This window comes from Psychrobacillus sp. BM2 (assembly GCF_048572895.1).
Taxonomy (GTDB): Bacteria; Bacillota; Bacilli; order Bacillales_A; family Planococcaceae; genus Psychrobacillus.
The window spans coordinates 3302676-3319081 of the sequence record NZ_CP183878.1 but is presented as its reverse complement, the minus strand read 5'-3'; the positions used below and the strand labels follow the sequence as shown (position 1 = coordinate 3319081).

The 16406-nt window shown below is 36.5% G+C and carries 16 protein-coding genes and 1 riboswitch; of the genes, 14 read left to right on the top strand and 2 right to left on the bottom strand.

The window, feature by feature from the left end; all coding sequences use genetic code 11:
* Positions 1-455: 455 nt before the first annotated feature.
* The 13 genes from ACN6MX_RS16245 to ACN6MX_RS16185 all read left to right on the top strand — a co-directional run bounded on the left by ACN6MX_RS16245 (position 456) and on the right by ACN6MX_RS16185 (position 13665).
* A complete protein-coding gene (locus ACN6MX_RS16245) occupies positions 456-2684 on the top strand; it encodes a PepSY1/2 domain-containing protein (RefSeq protein ID WP_419959873.1) in 2229 nt (742 codons plus the stop codon).
* Between the two features lie 263 nt (positions 2685-2947).
* Complete coding sequence (locus tag ACN6MX_RS16240) at positions 2948-3430, top strand: PTS sugar transporter subunit IIA (protein ID WP_419959872.1); 483 nt, start codon at positions 2948-2950, stop codon at positions 3428-3430.
* Positions 3431-3468: 38 nt separating this feature from the next.
* Positions 3469-4293 (top strand): PRD domain-containing protein, encoded by an 825-nt coding sequence (locus tag ACN6MX_RS16235; RefSeq protein WP_419962647.1) that lies wholly within the window; start codon positions 3469-3471, stop codon positions 4291-4293.
* 64 nt (positions 4294-4357) lie between these two features.
* Positions 4358-5800: an N-acetylglucosamine-specific PTS transporter subunit IIBC gene (gene nagE, locus ACN6MX_RS16230; RefSeq protein ID WP_419959871.1), complete on the top strand. Its 1443-nt coding sequence runs from the start codon at positions 4358-4360 to the stop codon at positions 5798-5800.
* Positions 5801-6307: 507 nt separating this feature from the next.
* A complete protein-coding gene (gene nagA, locus ACN6MX_RS16225; RefSeq protein ID WP_419959870.1) occupies positions 6308-7462 on the top strand; it encodes an N-acetylglucosamine-6-phosphate deacetylase in 1155 nt (384 codons plus the stop codon).
* Positions 7463-7482: 20 nt separating this feature from the next.
* Complete coding sequence (locus ACN6MX_RS16220) at positions 7483-8202, top strand: sugar isomerase domain-containing protein (RefSeq protein WP_419959869.1); 720 nt, start codon at positions 7483-7485, stop codon at positions 8200-8202.
* A gap of 143 nt (positions 8203-8345) precedes the next feature.
* Positions 8346-9041 (top strand): glucosamine-6-phosphate deaminase, encoded by a 696-nt coding sequence (locus tag ACN6MX_RS16215; protein WP_419959868.1) that lies wholly within the window; start codon positions 8346-8348, stop codon positions 9039-9041.
* Between the two features lie 321 nt (positions 9042-9362).
* Positions 9363-9461, top strand: a riboswitch (guanidine-I (ykkC/yxkD leader).
* A 64-nt stretch (positions 9462-9525) separates the two neighbouring features.
* The gene (locus ACN6MX_RS16210) at positions 9526-9867 is read left to right on the top strand and encodes a DMT family transporter (protein WP_419959867.1); all 342 of its coding nucleotides are present in this window, start codon (positions 9526-9528) and stop codon (positions 9865-9867) included.
* Positions 9867-10181, top strand: coding sequence for a DMT family transporter (locus ACN6MX_RS16205; protein WP_419959866.1), 315 nt, complete (start codon positions 9867-9869; stop codon positions 10179-10181). Before ACN6MX_RS16210 ends, ACN6MX_RS16205 begins: the two co-directional genes overlap by 1 nt.
* A gap of 216 nt (positions 10182-10397) precedes the next feature.
* Complete coding sequence (gene kynU / locus ACN6MX_RS16200) at positions 10398-11672, top strand: kynureninase (RefSeq protein WP_419959865.1); 1275 nt, start codon at positions 10398-10400, stop codon at positions 11670-11672.
* Between the two features lie 15 nt (positions 11673-11687).
* Entirely contained in the window at positions 11688-12518 is an 831-nt protein-coding gene (gene kynA / locus ACN6MX_RS16195; protein WP_419959864.1) for a tryptophan 2,3-dioxygenase, read from the top strand.
* Positions 12519-12532: 14 nt separating this feature from the next.
* On the top strand, positions 12533-13159 hold the full coding sequence (kynB, locus tag ACN6MX_RS16190) for an arylformamidase (RefSeq protein WP_419959863.1): 627 nt from the start codon (positions 12533-12535) through the stop codon (positions 13157-13159).
* 74 nt (positions 13160-13233) lie between these two features.
* On the top strand, positions 13234-13665 hold the full coding sequence (locus ACN6MX_RS16185; RefSeq protein ID WP_419959862.1) for a hypothetical protein: 432 nt from the start codon (positions 13234-13236) through the stop codon (positions 13663-13665).
* 54 nt (positions 13666-13719) lie between these two features.
* Here ACN6MX_RS16185 and ACN6MX_RS16180 read toward each other — a convergent pair whose 3' ends face one another.
* Together ACN6MX_RS16180 and ACN6MX_RS16175 are read right to left on the bottom strand one after the other, a co-directional pair.
* Positions 13720-14250: a hypothetical protein gene (locus tag ACN6MX_RS16180; protein ID WP_419959861.1), complete on the bottom strand. Its 531-nt coding sequence runs from the start codon at positions 14248-14250 to the stop codon at positions 13720-13722.
* A 226-nt stretch (positions 14251-14476) separates the two neighbouring features.
* Entirely contained in the window at positions 14477-14743 is a 267-nt protein-coding gene (locus tag ACN6MX_RS16175; RefSeq protein ID WP_419959860.1) for a hypothetical protein, read from the bottom strand.
* A 161-nt stretch (positions 14744-14904) separates the two neighbouring features.
* Between ACN6MX_RS16175 and ACN6MX_RS16170 the strand changes: the two genes are divergently transcribed.
* Positions 14905-16299, top strand: a complete 1395-nt coding sequence (locus tag ACN6MX_RS16170) for a protoporphyrinogen oxidase (RefSeq protein ID WP_419959859.1) — start codon at positions 14905-14907, stop codon at positions 16297-16299.
* Positions 16300-16406 lie beyond the last annotated feature (107 nt).

Here is a 16406-nt window from a genome sequence, read left to right as displayed (position 1 = left end):
AATAGCGAACGAAATTGTATCTTCGTGAGCTTGTTCTATCGATAGGGAAGTATCTTATCTTTAGTTACCCAAAAACGCACTTACCTGTTTCAAAGCGATGTAGGAGGGCGACGGACAGGCAAACGCCATATGATTACCGGAAAAAGAGAAGCTGGTCGTGACGTAGTACGGCCAGCTTCTTTAAAAATCAATCGGTAATACTATAGCTAATCGTCTGTCCAAAGCCTACTGAAAACGGTAGAAACAGGTTTTGAATTTAAAGGACTGAGCTTCTTTTTGCCTGGTTTTTCTTAATAGCTTAAAGGTTAAGTGTTTAGCTAATTAGTCTAAACTATGATTAAACATAAATAGAAAAAGACATATCGGATGAAAAAGATTCAATATCAAATAATTGGTATTTTCTCACTTCTGCAATCATAGAATTCAAAGACTGCAAAAGAAGGAGAGATTTTTTTATGGGTTTTAAACATGTTGGTATTATATTAGGGGCTTCTGCATTATCACTTGGACTTTTTTCAGCGAACGTAAATGCAACTACAACTTTGAATGAACAACCACCTGTACAGATTAAAGCTGCATCAACAGAGAATGTTTTCACAAAGGAAGATTTGATCAAGAAGTTTCGTGGGTTATTTCCGAAGCAATTCGATTTTTTGACGAATGCTGATTTTCAGATGAACGGTGGCTATTATTATCCTGGTGAAGAGACGATGCGTTATGATTTATTCTTTACAAAAACCATTAATGGAAAGCAATTATATGGAAATGTTTCGTTTGTAGGTAAGGATTTACAAATAGAAAATTTTTCTTATCAACCGGCAACTGTAACAGAAGCGCTTTTTCCAGCTAAAGTTTCCAAAGATGAAGCACAGAAAATTGCGGGAGATTTTATGAAAAAATATCTAGAGGGTGGGGAATACCAATTAGAAACGGATTCTTATGGATATTATCCAACTCAACTACTAACTGAACCAATCCGATACTCATTTTCATATACCCGCTTGAAGAACAAGGTTTCTATCAATGACCAACGAATAGAAGTTTCTGTTTTAGGAAACGGTGAGATTGTTGGCTTCTATAGAAGTTTGGACGCTAACAAAGCTTCCACCTTTGATGATACGAAACAAGTAAAAGCGAAAGATGCCATATTAAAAAATGTAAAAGAAAATCTATATGTGGAAAAGCAATATCAAATAGAAACAGATTACCAAACTGGTGAGCGCCATGTTCGACTCGTTTATCAGCCGATACCAAATTTGCTTGGTGTTCATGCTTCATCTGGAAAATACCTAACTTTAAACGGATACTCTGCAGATTTCCCTAAGAAATCAACCATATCTATGCTGGCTTCAAAACCACTCCCTTCAAAGAGCGGGGGAGAGATAACTATAGATGAAGCAAAAAAAATAGCAGAACAATTACTAAAGATCGATTTGAAAGATGTTAAATCGAACATCGATTCTATTAGAGAAACAAAAAATTATAATGGGCAAGAAGTTTATAGTATTCAATATATGTACAGTTATCCAAATGGGGGTTCAGGAGCAAGTCTAGAAATAAATAAACAAACAGGCGAGGTCATACAGTACTATAATGTGAAGAGTGAAATTTTAGCGCAACTAGGAGAGAAGCCAAGCGAAGCGAAACCTCTGACAGAAAAACAGGCTCTCGAAAAAGCAATTGATCATATTAAAAAATGGGTTCCATCCTACCTTCATAACTATGCAAAACCTATGGAAGCAGCATACTTGGATGAAATGCAAGGAAGTTATATGTTTAATTTCCCAAGAGTTGTAAACGGAGTAATTGTTTCGGGTGACTCTATTAGTGTAGGAGTGGCGAAGGATGGTTCGCTAAATAATCTTTATGTAAATTATCAAGAGGTGGAAAACTGGCCATCACCAGATAAGGCTATATCAGAAAAACAAGCCAAGGAAATTCTAACGAAGGCTTTAAGTTTAAGGCTCAACTATATGAAGGCCAATCAAAAACAAGAAAATCACCATTATGACCTTGTCTACTCCCCATTATTTAATGAAAGATCTTTTAGTATTTTAGATGCACTAACAGGAGAGTGGCAAGCACTATATGGAGAAAATAATTCAACTGTTGTAACGCATCCGTGGGCGGAGGAGGAGCTTAATTATTTTATTAATGCAAAAATCCTCGATATAAAAGATCCAAAACAGTTTAACGGAGATGCTGCTATTTCCAAGGGAGAAGCTCTCCAAGTACTTATGAAATCCCTTACGTATATGTATGGTGGCTACTATTATCCTGAACAGGAAAATAGGAACCAATCATTCGATAATATCAATCCTGAACATCCTTTATATCAATCTGTTGAGCGTGCTGTTGAAATGGGTGTGATAAAACCTGATACGAAGAGCTTCGCAATAGATGAGCCAATTAGTAAAGAACAGCTCGCAGTTTGGTATATACGCGCATTAGGACTTGAACAGGCGGCTAAGCATTCTGCAATTTATAAACTTTCTTTTACAGATACAGACAAAGTACAACAGGATTTATTAGGTTATGTTGCACTAGCGAATTCTTTAGAATTATTAAAGGCCGATCAAGGTGCGTTTAATCCTAAAAAAGAAGTAACTTATGCAGAGCTCGCGGTTTCAACAATTCAACTTGCTCATAAAATTTCAGAAAAAGGAAGAGCTTTTCCTTATTAATCTATAAGCACTCAAAATACTTTTCGACCATATAAATTTACGTTGCTTTTTTGAACCTTTGATGATATTATCGGATTATAAATACACATATTGGTCACATGTTACTGAATTTTTCAGGCATGGTGGTAAAATGAGAGAGAATATTATTATTCTTTTTCTTTACCCCATGCCTTTTTATGTTCTTATCGGTTTCATGATGCAATATATTTTAATATGACGATTTTTACAACTAGAAAAAACATCTACACAAAGGAGTTCTACAAATGTTTTCTAAATTTATGAAAAAAAACAAAGTACAAGTATTCTCACCATTAAATGGTCAAGTGCACTCGTTAGAACAGGTCCCAGATCCAGTCTTCAGCCAAAAAATGATGGGTGAGGGAGTAGCTATTATGCCAACAGGGGGAGATGTAGTTGCACCAATCGATGGAACGGTTGTGTTAATCTCCAAAACAAAGCATGCTATAGGTATTCGTGCAAAAGATAATACCGAGGTGCTAATTCACGTCGGATTGGAAACGGTTACATTAAAGGGTGAAGGATTTACTGTATTTGTCAACGAAGGCGATGCAGTTTCTGTGGGACAAAAGCTCATAGCAGTGGATTGGAACCTTATTAAAGAAAAAGTTCCAAGTATTATTACACCAATAGTAATTACAAATAGTGTGGAGAGATCTGTAGATTATGTGGATACCGCAGCTAGTGTTGCAGGTGAAACGTTAGTAATGACTGTTTCTTCCAAGTAAGTGTGAGTAGGGAAGTATGTGAAAGGAGCTGACTTTCCATTAAAATCACAAAGATACTTAATAATAACGCGGTGATTGTACTACAAGATGGACGCGAGAAAATAGCAATTGGCTCGGGCATAGCTTTTCAAAAGAAACGAAATGACATTATCATTAGCTCCAAGATTGAAAAGATGTTTGTCATGCAAGAAAATGACAAGCTAGTGCAGCTATTAAGTAGAATTCCAGAAGAACATTTTACTATCTCGGAAGAAATAATCACCTACGCAGAAGCGTATTTAAATACAAGATTAAATGAGCATATTCATATAGCTTTGACAGACCATATCTCTTTTGCTATTGAAAGAGCTAAGGATGGTATTAATCTAAATAACAGGCTACTCCATGAGATTCGCGTTCTATATAGAGCTGAGTTTGAAATCGGTCTTTGGGCAGTCCAGCATATAAATACTACGTGTCAGGTAGAAATGCCTGTTGATGAAGCGGCTTACATAGCGCTTCACATACATACGATGAAAATTCAAGGGGGGGATTTACATCAGACTATAAGACAAACGAATTTAATTAAGGGTATGGTTCTATCGATCAAACAGTACTTGAACATTGAGATTGAGGAAAACGATATTTCCTATCATCGATTAATTACCCATTTGCGTTTTGCATTAACAAGGTTAAATCAGTCTGAGCTTCATATGATGGATGAAGAAATGTTAGTGATGATTCAAAAGAAATTTCCGGTTGGCTATAGTTGTGCAACCCAAATAGTAAAAGAACTAATGGAAGAGCATGGAATTGAGTTTCCTGAAGAAGAGCTAGGTTATATCGCACTGCATATTGAACGTTTAAGAACGCAAGTTTCATAATTTGGCATTATTTTATACTATTATATATTTTATTTATGAACAGGAAAAAGGGGATGAATGAATTATGATGAAATATTTACAAAAGCTGGGGCGTTCTTTAATGCTTCCAGTAGCTGTATTACCTGCAGCTGCGATATTAATGGGTATTGGATACTGGATTGACAGTGATGGTTGGGGATCTGGAAATGTATTTGCAGCCTTCATGATAAAAGCTGGGAGCTCCATCATTGATAATATTCCTATTTTATTTGCAGTAGGGGTAGCGATAGGGATGTCCAAGGCAAAGGATGGAGCAGCTGCTTTAAGTGGATTGGTTGCTTTCCTAGTTGTGACAACGATGCTTTCAAGTGGCACTGTTTCATTATTACAAGGAATTGATGTGGAGAACGTTGATCCGGCATTTGGAAAGATTAATAATGCATTAATAGGTATTCTATCTGGTCTTGTCGCTGCAACCATGTATAACCGCTTCAGTCACGTAAAATTACCGGATTTCTTAGCATTCTTTAGTGGAAAACGTTTAGTTCCTATCATGTCAGCCGTTGCAATGTTAGTCGCTTCAGCAGCATTATTTTTCATATGGCCAATCGTTTTTGGTGGTCTAGTTAACTTTGGTGAAGCAATTAGTAGTATGGGAGCAGCAGGTGCTGGACTTTATGGATTCTTTAATAGACTTTTAATACCAACTGGCTTACATCATGCATTAAACGCAGTATTTTGGTTTGATACTATTGGCATTAACGATATCGGTAAATTCTTGGCAAGTGAAGGTGTTAAGGGTGTAACTGGTATGTACCAGGCTGGATTCTTCCCGATTATGATGTTCGGATTACCGGCAGCAGCTCTTGCAATGTATCACACTGCTAAAACGAAAAGAAAAAAACAAGCAGCTTCTCTTATGCTTGCAGCTGCTTTTGCGTCATTCTTTACAGGTGTTACAGAACCACTTGAATTTGCGTTCATGTTCTTAGCTCCAGCACTTTATGTAGTTCATGCAGCTTTAACAGGATTATCTTTATTCATCGCAGCATCCTTTAACTGGACAGCAGGCTTTGGATTTAGTGCAGGGTTAGTCGATTACGTTTTGAGTCTTAAAAATCCAATTGCAAATCAACCATTTATGTTATTGCTCCAAGGATTAGTATTTGCAGTTATTTACTACTTCCTTTTCCGTTTCTTAATCGTGAAGTTTAACTTAAAAACTCCTGGTAGAGAAGATGATACAGATGAGACTGAAGAAACTGTTGAAGTATCATCTGATGATAAATTTTCAAATATGGCAACTAGAATCTATGATGGTCTAGGTGGAGATGCGAATGTTGCTTCAGTTGATCACTGTACAACTCGTTTACGTGTAGAAGTATTAGACATGGATAAGGTTGACCAAAAGAAAATTAAAGACACTGGTGTTCCAGGTATTAATGTAGTAGGACCGAAGAGTATTCAGGTTATTGTTGGAACAAGCGTACAATTTGTTGCTGACGAAATTGAAAAAATTCGTAAATAGTTATTATTGAGTTAATTTATAAATTCCCCCTTTCAATAATTAGAGTGAACATTTAAATTATCATTCAATTAGTATACTAAAGTAGATTTCATTGATTGGAGCGCAAGGCGGCGACTCCAGCGGGAACAGCAAATGTTTTCTGCACCGATAGCGAAGCGACAGGTGCACGAGCTGAAAGCCCCGCAGGAACGAAGTGACGAGGAGATTGAAGCCATGCCCGCGGAAAGCGTCCGCCTGTTTCTGCATCGCTACGCTAGATTCGAAACATGAAAGTACGTTGGAGCGGAAATCAACTTTGATTGGATTTTATTACTACTTACTTTATTCGAATTGATTCAATTGAAAAGCTGTTTAATTTGGGATTCCACATTAGACGGCTTTTCTTTATTGTGTGTTTAACAAAATATAATTAGAGGTTGAAGAAACCCCCAACGATTTATGTTTCCCTTTATCATTTAGACTTTATTAATCTATACTGTAATTAAGCAAACTGCGGAGGTGTAGTAAATGAGCAAAACCATACTCATTTCAAATGTGACTATTGTGAACCATGACCAAGAAAGTACGGGAGATATATTTATTCAAAACGGCAAGATTAAACAAATTGGACAAGCTTTACAAGTAGAGGCGGATGTCAATATAGATGGAACTTTAAAGAGTTGGATAGTTATGCCAGGGTTTATCGATATGCATATTCATGGATCAGCTGGTTTTGACATGATGGATGCCACGGAAGAAGCACTTAGGGGAATGGCACGTTCATTAGTAAAAGAAGGAACCACCAGTTATTTGCCAACCACAATTACTCAGGCAGTGGATGCAATTGAAGCAGCACTCCAAAATGTAAATGGATTTGTAAACAATGAAGATGAAGCAGAGGTTTTAGGAATTCATGTAGAGGGACCTTATATTTCTACAAAATGGGCTGGAGCACAGCCAGTCGAGCATATTACCGAGCCATCTATTGAACAGTTTATAAAATGGCAGACGCTAAGTGGCAATCGTATAAAACAAGTTACAGTTGCCCCTGAAGTAGCTGGTGGTTTTGAATTTGTACAAGCTATGAGTAAGGAAGGTATTGTTGTTTCTATCGGACATTCAGATGCCAATTCAGAAGAAGTAGAAAAGGCAGTTCAGTTAGGAGCTAAACAGGCTACCCATTTATATAATCAAATGCGTCCGTTCCATCATCGTGAACCGGGTGTAGTCGGATCTGTTCTGATGGAAGACAGTATGCAGGTGGAAATTATCGTCGATTATATACATAGTCATACGAAGGCAGTAAATTTTGCATACCGTTTGAAAGGTGCAAAAGGAATAATATTAATAACTGATGCTATGCGTGCCAAAGGATTAGAGTATGGGGAGTTTGATCTTGGTGGACAGACTGTTCATGTCACAGAAAAAGGTGCTCATCTGCCTAGTGGCGCGTTAGCGGGAAGTATACTGACAATGGATCAGGCAGTTCGTAATATGAAACAGTCGACGAATTGTTCGTTGAAGGAACTCGTTTCGGTGTCCTCTACAAATGCAGCGAAGCAATTGAAATTATCTCAAAAAGGATATATTGGTGAAGGCTTTGATGCAGATTTGGTTATATTGGATATGGAATTGAATGTACAAAAAACGATTTGTCGGGGAAATGTTGTATTTGAAAATTAAAAGTAAATGGAGGTGATCAAATGCAGTCCTATTGGAAAGAAATAAATATTTTACTGAAGCAGGTTGCAGAACAAGAAAAAGAGAATATTGAGAATGCTTCTAAATTAATCGCCAACCGCATTAAAAAGGGTGGTATATTACAATTGTTTGGATGTGGACATTCTCATCTTTTGGCTCAGGAAGCTTATTACCGTGCAGGTGGGCTAGTGCCAGTTGCTCCCATTACTTTAGAGCCTTTAATGCTACATACAGGTGCATTGACTTCTTCACAGAACGAGAAAGATTCTACATTTGTCGGGCAAAATAAGGACCAAATAAGCTTTGAACCGAATGACATTCTAATCGTTATTTCTACTTCTGGTCGCAATCCGGCACCGATAGATATAGCTTTCTTAGGAAAGGAAGCTGGAGTTTTAGTCATTTCACTTCAGTCTTTATTGTACAGTGACCAGGAAGGCCGTCATGCAAGTGGTAAACGACTAGAGGAAGTGGTGGATATCGTATTAAATACACATGTCCCTGTTGGTGATGGTCTATTAAGTAATAAGGGGCTGCAATATGGACCAGCATCAACGGTTGTTGGTGCCACACTTCTTAATGCACTTATATGCCAAGTAATCGAGAAGATAAGCACGGAAACGGAAGAATTACCGGTTTTTAAAAGCGCAAATCTATCAGATAGCCAACTTCATAATGAAGTGATGATGAAGAAATATAAAGATCGAATTGATTTTAATTAGAGTAATTATTAGTGATTGCCACTACTCTATTTGCATCACCTGTCGAAATTGAATATAATGATAATTTCACTAACTTATAAACTATTTAGGCGAAGTGTATTAGTAATTAGTGAGCGCAATTCAGAAAAAAGGTGGGTTTACTGATGACATTAAATTTAGAAGTATGGAAAGATCAGGATGCTTTATATAATCGTGCACAAGAAATCTTTTCTCAAGAATTAAAGAATGATGCAAGTACATTTGGATTGGCAACGGGCGGGACTATGATTCCACTATATGAAAAACTACGAAATAGTTCGTTGGATTTTTCTCATTGTAACAGTGTGAATTTGGACGAGTATGTCGGAATTCCACAAGGGCATCCCGAAAGCTATTATACGTTTATGCAGCAGCAGCTCTTTGAAGCAAAACCATTTAATAATACATATATTCCAAATGGAGTAGCAGAAGATGTACAGACCGAGGCGTTACGATATGAAAACTTGTTGAAATCACTAACAGTCGATATGCAATTACTTGGTGTCGGAGTGAACGGTCATATTGGATTCAATGAACCAGGTACGTCCTTTCAAAGTGAAACGGATGTGGTCGAATTAACAGCTTCCACAAGAACTGCTAACGCAAGATTTTTTGACGCAATAGATGAGGTTCCTAAGCAAGCTATTACTATGGGGATTGCTTCTATAATGAGAGCAAAATGTATTCTTTTAATTGCAGTTGGAGAGGAAAAAAGAACTGCTATTGAAGCGCTCATAAAAGGAGATGTAACGGAGGATATTCCAGTTACAAGACTTTGCAATCATCCCAACGTCATCGTTTTGACGGATTTGAAGATATAATAATGATTAATGGAGTAATTGCCTAATGGTAATTACTCTTTTTTTGAATGATAAGAACGAATAAGCATTTTACTCGATTACATCGACTTGTGGGACCGAATGTTTTTTTTGCGACGAGCATTACTCAGGAATCATCTCCTCAGCAAAGATGGCCTCTTACTTCGAGTCTTCCTGTGTTTGTTTAGTGTTCTTGTGATATAAAGTTAGGTGCTATTTTAATGGAAATGGAAAACTATTACTAAAGCCATCCTCACAGTTACTGTGGATGTTTTTAGTTGATTTATTCTCAAGTATGTGTATAATTTCAGGTAATTGGATATCAAAAATGTTTTCTAGGGTTCCGCAGCCATCGATGTTGGTCTGGTCCGAGAGAAAACTCGCAGCTCTGCTGTGTCACGGAAGGACAAAAGCCTGGGAGAAACTGTTTAACAGTTTTCTTCCAGGCTTTTTTTATATAAAAATGTAAATAGGAGGCATTATTAGAATGAAAATCGAGTGGATGAAAGTATACGTGGCAGCATTTTTTGAAGTTTTTTGGGTGATTGGGTTAAAACATGCAGATAACGGTTGGGCATGGACAGGAACTGTTCTTGCTATAATTATTAGTTTTTACCTCATGATTATGGCTGGGCGGAAACTACCTGTAGGAACGGTTTATGCTGTCTTTGTGGGAATGGGAACAGGCGGGACGGTTTTATCAGAAATAATCTTTTTTGGGGAATCTTTTCAAGTAGCTAAGATCTTAATGATTTTAATTTTATTGGCAGGTGTCATAGGTTTGAAATTAGTGACCGAAGATAAGCGGGAAAAAGGAGTGGAATCTTGATGGCTTGGATTTCTTTAATTATTGCAGGGTTATTTGAAATGTTCGGAGTTGCAATGATCAACAAATTGCATAAGGATAGGAATTGGCAATCCTTCGTTCTACTATTCATTGGATTTGGAGCAAGCTTTTGCTTTCTCGCTTTTGCAATGAAGACTCTCCCCATGGGAACGGCTTATGCGATTTGGACGGGAATCGGTGCTTCTGGCGGCGCAATACTGGGAATGCTTTTTTACAACGAATCAAAAGATTGGAAGCGCACTATTTTTATCGCAATGGTGTTAGGTGCTGCAGTAGGATTAAAACTGCTTTCATAGTATTTTTCGGCATATCAATCATTTAATATAAGGAAATGCAGACTGGTGCTTTTTTTCTTAGAAATAGAATTCCATCAAATGTTTTACTAAATTATAAAATTCAACATTTGTCAAATTATTCTTTCTTTCATTCATTGACACTCGTTCTCTTAAAACATATGATTTGTGTAAATAGAAAGAAAATTTAGATTTTTAAAGAGGCTGGTGAGGTTTTAGATGCAGATTACTATGTTGGACTATGCAAAAAAATTAGATGAGCAAGATGCTTTGGGAATGTATAGAGATGAATTTTATGTTCAACGAGATGTCATTTATATGGATGGTAATTCACTGGGACTACTATCTAAGCGAGCAGAAAAGTCAGTGATGACGCTATTAGATTCATGGAAACAATATGGAATAGATGGATGGACACAAGGGGAGAACCCGTGGTTTTATGTCCCAGAAGTATTAAGTGAGATGTGTGCTCCTCTGGTAGGGGTTTTAAAGGATGAAGTTATCATAACAGGCTCTACAACGGCAAACTTACATCAATTAGTTGCTAGTTTCTACCGACCAGAGGGAAAACGTACGAAGATAGTAGCGGATGAACTAAATTTCCCATCCGATTTATATGCAATTAGTAGTCAGATATCCTTGCATGGATTTGATGCTGAGGAAAATATGATGCTAGTAAAAAGTCGTGATGGCTATACGTTACAAGAAGAAGATATTATAAATGCGATGACGGATGATGTGGCTTTAATAGTACTACCTAGTGTGCTATATCGAAGTGGTCAGATATTAGACATGAAATTGCTTACTGAAGCAGCGCACAAACGAAATATTGTTATTGGTTTTGATTTATGTCATTCGATTGGATCTATTCCACATGAGCTCAATAAGTGGGGGGTGGATTTTGCTTTTTGGTGTAACTACAAGCATGTGAATGGCGGACCAGGAGCAACAGGGGGCTTATATGTAAACCGTAAGCATTTTGGAAGAAAGCCGGGACTTGCAGGGTGGTTCGGCTCAGATAAAGAGAAGCAGTTCGATTTATCTACTAATATGAGTCCAGCTGCTGACGCAGGTGCGTATCAAATTGGAACTCCACATATATTAAGCAGTGCACCGTTATATGGATCGCTAGAAATCTTCGCAGAAGTAGGCATCGATGCTATTCGAGATAAGTCACTAAAGCTTACCGATTATATGATTGGGTTAATAGAACATGAGTTGAGTGAGTATAACTTCAGAATCGCAAATCCACGTGAATCGGTGAAGCGGGGAGGTCATATCTTTTTAGTACATGAAGAAGCAGCTCGTATATGCAAAGCATTAAAAGTGCATCAAGTCATTCCCGATTTTCGTTCACCAAATGGCATTCGTCTAGCACCAGTTGCATTGTATAACTCATTTGAGGATGTGTGGAAGACTGTGCAGATTTTAAAGGTGATTATGAAGGAAGAGCTTTATGAAAAGTATGAAAATAAACGTGATGTAATTGCTTAATAAAGGAGAGATAGCATGCCAGACGATAAAAAGGAAAGCGGAATCCATACAGATTTTAGCGATGATATGACCTACGGGGAATACTTGCAGCTGGATAATTTATTGTCCAGTCAAATAAGGCTATCTGGGCATCATGATGAAATGCTTTTTATTATTATCCACCAGGTTAGTGAACTTTGGATGAAGCTTATACTGCATGAACTCACTAGTGCAATTCAAGCGATTCAAGCGGATAAAATGCAATCAGCCTTTAAAATGCTAGCGCGAGTTACGAAAATTCAAACACAAATTATTCAAGCCTGGGATGTTCTCTCCACATTAACGCCTGCCGAGTATTTAGAGTTTCGGGATAAGCTAGGTAAGGCGTCCGGCTTTCAATCCTTTCAATATCGACAAATCGAATTTGCGCTTGGCTATAAGACGAAGCATATACTGAAGATTTATGAGCAGGAAAAAGATTTATATGAGGATTTAAATGCTGCTTTTCATGCACCAAGTATCTATGACGTTTCGATTCAAGCTTTGGCTCGAGCGGGGTTTACGATAAATCCTCAGTTATTGAATCGAGATTATTCCATTTCGTATGTGGGAGATGAATCAGTAGCCAATGCATGGAAGGAAGTTTATCAAAACGTCGATCAATACTGGAATTTATATCAACTAGCAGAAAAGCTAGTCGATGTGGAGGACTGGCTTCAACAGTGGCGCTTCCGTCATATGAAAACAGTAGAAAGAATAATAGGATTTAAAAAAGGCACTGGAGGATCATCTGGTGTAAATTATTTACGAAATGTATTAGACCATCGTTTCTTCCCAGAGCTTTGGGATTTACGTACAAATTTATAGGGGAGGTCACAGATATGAACAAGGAATGGATTGATATTACACAAACTATCTCGACTAGAATAGCAACATGGCCAGGGGATACTCTTTTTGAATATGAACTAACCGCTACAAAGGAGGAGGGTGGTGCAGCAAATGTTGGAACGATTAAAGCAAGTTTGCATACTGGAACTCATGCAGACGCACCATTTCATTATGTAAGTGAAGGTAAAACATTAGAGATGCTTGACGTTAATTTGTATATTGGACGGGCAAAAGTGGTGAGTGTCGTTGGGGTTTCCGAAATTGGCAGAGAGGAATTAGAAGGCTTTGATTTAACAGGTGTTGAGCGTTTGCTTTTAAAGACAACGAATACTGCATCACCCGAAAAGTTCCCTGAAAGGATTATTACTTTGAAGGGAAATATTGGACCATTTTTAAAGGAGAAGGGTATTTTTCTAATCGGTACGGACCAACCATCAGTTGATAGCATAGAAAGTAAGGAGTTATTAGCGCATCATTCTCTGTTTAACAATGAAGTATATATTTTAGAAAATCTGTTATTGGAAAATGTGGAGCCAGGTGATTATGATTTAATCGCTCTACCCTTAAAAATTGAAGGAGCAGATGGAAGTCCCATACGTGCGGTGCTGAGAAAAATATAATAACTAGGATAGGACCGTAACTTTAAGATGGCAATCTATCCTTTTTCTAGAACAAAAATGAAGGAGGAGTCAGAATGAAAAGATTTTTATTTCTTTTCTTTTCCACAGTAGTTATTGGAATTATTTTTTATGTTGGTATGGATTATCAAGTGAGTTTAAGAGAAAAGTCAGCAATCAATTTTAATTTAAAACCTTTTATAATATTTGCAAGTATTTTTCCTGTTTTTATTGGAATGTTGTTACGATTACCTAAATTAATTATAGAAATTAAAGATAAAAAGAGATGGTCGTTTGATTGGATAAAGATCATTGCAGTTGGGATCCCATCTCTATATATTGCAATGATACCACTTCTCGCTATTGCTTACGGAACGAATTTGTTATTTTCAAAAGCGTTTATGCTGTTAGGAGATTTTACATTTACATCCATAGCTGGGGTAATATTAGGCTATGTTTTGTTAGACAGCTTAAAAAGTCACACTTCCTCTACAAATAAGGTGCTTTAGTTGAGCAGAAAAAGCCTTGTATCAAAACTGCAATGTAATCAAAGACTCTAGAAATTAATAATCTAATTGTCGCAAATACAATAATAGTTCATTTTCATTAATTCTCTTAATTTTATACTTACGGATTTGACTTTCAATTTTCTTTTGATCAGCTTCTTTACTACTAAATAGATTTGCTATTTGTAAAATTACTTCTGCTAAAATAGTTATAGTTCCAGCAGAACCTAATTCCAAACCTAGAGTTTCTGTATCGGAAAGCTGTGCATTGGTAAACTTATCTATTTCTTTTTTATATTCACCTTTGATCACAATATGAGTTTCTTTATTTTTAAATGCTAATAGTAAATGATCCACATTAAATGCTTCAAAGTATACATTTTCTTGTTCTAACCTTACTAACTCTTCTAAAACAGTACCTTCACTCTTCTCTACTGTTTTAGCAATTGCTTGTATCGTTTTAACTGAATAACTGCTTATATTTTTTTTGTTTACACTAGCAAGCATTTGCTGACTCATTCCAGTTGCTTTGAATACATCGTACCGTTTCTTCCCGTTTTTTTGCAAATAAATATCTAAAAGGCTCATTTCATATACCCTCCAATTACTAAAATATTTTTTACTAAATTTTATTTTAGTATATGCGAAAGCTTAGTAAAAATGCAATACAATTTATCTGAATTTTTAAATTTATTTGTGCTGAGAAATAACTTTCAAAGAGTAAATAGAGTTAAACACGAGCAATGACACAATAAAAAGGACCTTAATTGGTCCTTTTTATTTATTATTAACAATATGTTTTAATATAGCCTTTTCACAAGAATGCCCAAATAGCTAATAGCATACAAAAAGCTCCCAGGATAAATAAGATAGTAGAAGAATTTCGATTTCTTCGAGTTTTATATCCAAAGACACCAAAAAAGATTGCAGCGGCCAGTTTGGAAATGCCCTCATAAAAGTCATTTTTCGAAAAGTAGGAACTACTGAAAATGATTGAAGCTAGAAAAGTAATAGTGATAACAAATTTAAACCAGGCAGGCTGTTTTAAAAATAGTTTCCACATGAATTTAATCCTCTGCATCCGTATTATCTCCTTCTATTCATATAAACTATTGAACGAAAACTTTAGAACTAACTTCTCTATTTGTTCATAATTTACTTTGTAGCAGTGAGGTAAATCATATCCGATATTTTCAAAAACACTTATACTAGTTGTATGAACCGATATAAGGAGTGGTTACTTTGAAAAAAATAGTGGTTATTGGTGGGGGCATTACAGGCCTTTCTACAATGCATTACTTGCAAAAACTTAAAAACGAAAAGTCTTTAGATATAGAGTTAGTATTAGTAGAAGCTAATGATTATTTAGGTGGTAAGATTCATACCGTGCAAGAAAACGACTTCATCATGGAAGTTGGTGCGGATTCAATTGTTGCAAGAAACGAAGCCATCACACAATTAATTGAAGAGCTGCAGCTGGAAGATAAAAAAGTGTACAACTCTACTGGCATTTCATACATTTACACAAACAATGAATTACATGCGATTCCAGTAGACACTGTATTCGGTATTCCCACAAGTATTGAATCTTTAAATAGCAGTACTCTAGTATCAGAAGCAGGGAAAAAAGAAGCATTAAAGGATTTAGTATTACCAAATGAAACTTTTACGAAAGAAAGCTCCGTTGGATCATTTTTAGAATATTTCTTAGGGAAAGAACTAGTTGAAAAACAAATTGTACCTGTTTTATCAGGTGTGTATTCTGGAGATTTAAATAAGCTCACTATCGCTACAACATTGCCTTATTTAATTGATTATAAAAATAAATACGGCAGTATTATTAAAGGTCTAGAAGAAAATAAAGCAAAGTTCCAAGCTGCAGCAAATAAAAAATTTATCTCCTTCGAAAATGGACTTTCCACACTTATCGACCGCTTAGAGGAAGTGCTGAGTGAATTTACGATTATTAAAGGTGTGGCAACGAAGAAAGTAGAGAAGAAGGATGGTCGTTATTCGGTTTTATTGACTAATGGAGAAACGATTGAAGCAGATAGTGTAGTGCTTGCTACTCCTCATCATGTAGCGCAGGCAATTCTTCAAGATGAACAGTTGGATACTGATTTCAAGAAGCTAAAAAACTCCTCGCTTATTAGCGTATATCTTGGTTTTGATATCCCAGACGAGCAGCTTCCAGCAGAGGGCACTGGTTTTATCGTATCTGAAAATAGTGATGTGAAATGTAATGCATGCACGTGGACTAGCCGTAAATGGACACACACATCAAAAGACAATCAATTACTTGTTCGAATGTTCTATAAGAGCGTAAGCCCAGCCTTTGAGAGCATGAAGGATATGACGGAGGACGAGCTAGTAGAAGTTGCACTCCAGGATATTGAAATGAGCTTGAAACTAACGGGCAAGCCTAAGGTGATAGAAGTAACTAAATGGAACGATCAAATGCCAAACTATCATTTAGCACATGGTGAGGCGATTCAATCATTAACAGCTAAAATGTCTGATGAAATGCCGAATGTGATACTAGCCGGCTGCTCTTATTACGGAGTTGGCATTGCCGCTTGTATTAAAAATGGTAAGGAAACGGCGGAGCAAATCATGGGAAAATTTAATAGTAAATAAATTCCTAAAAGAGACTGTGTACTTAAACAGTCTCTTTCGTTATAGATATCAGTTATTCTCCCTAATTAAATCCCATATTACTATTAAAACAATTGAAAGTTTAATCA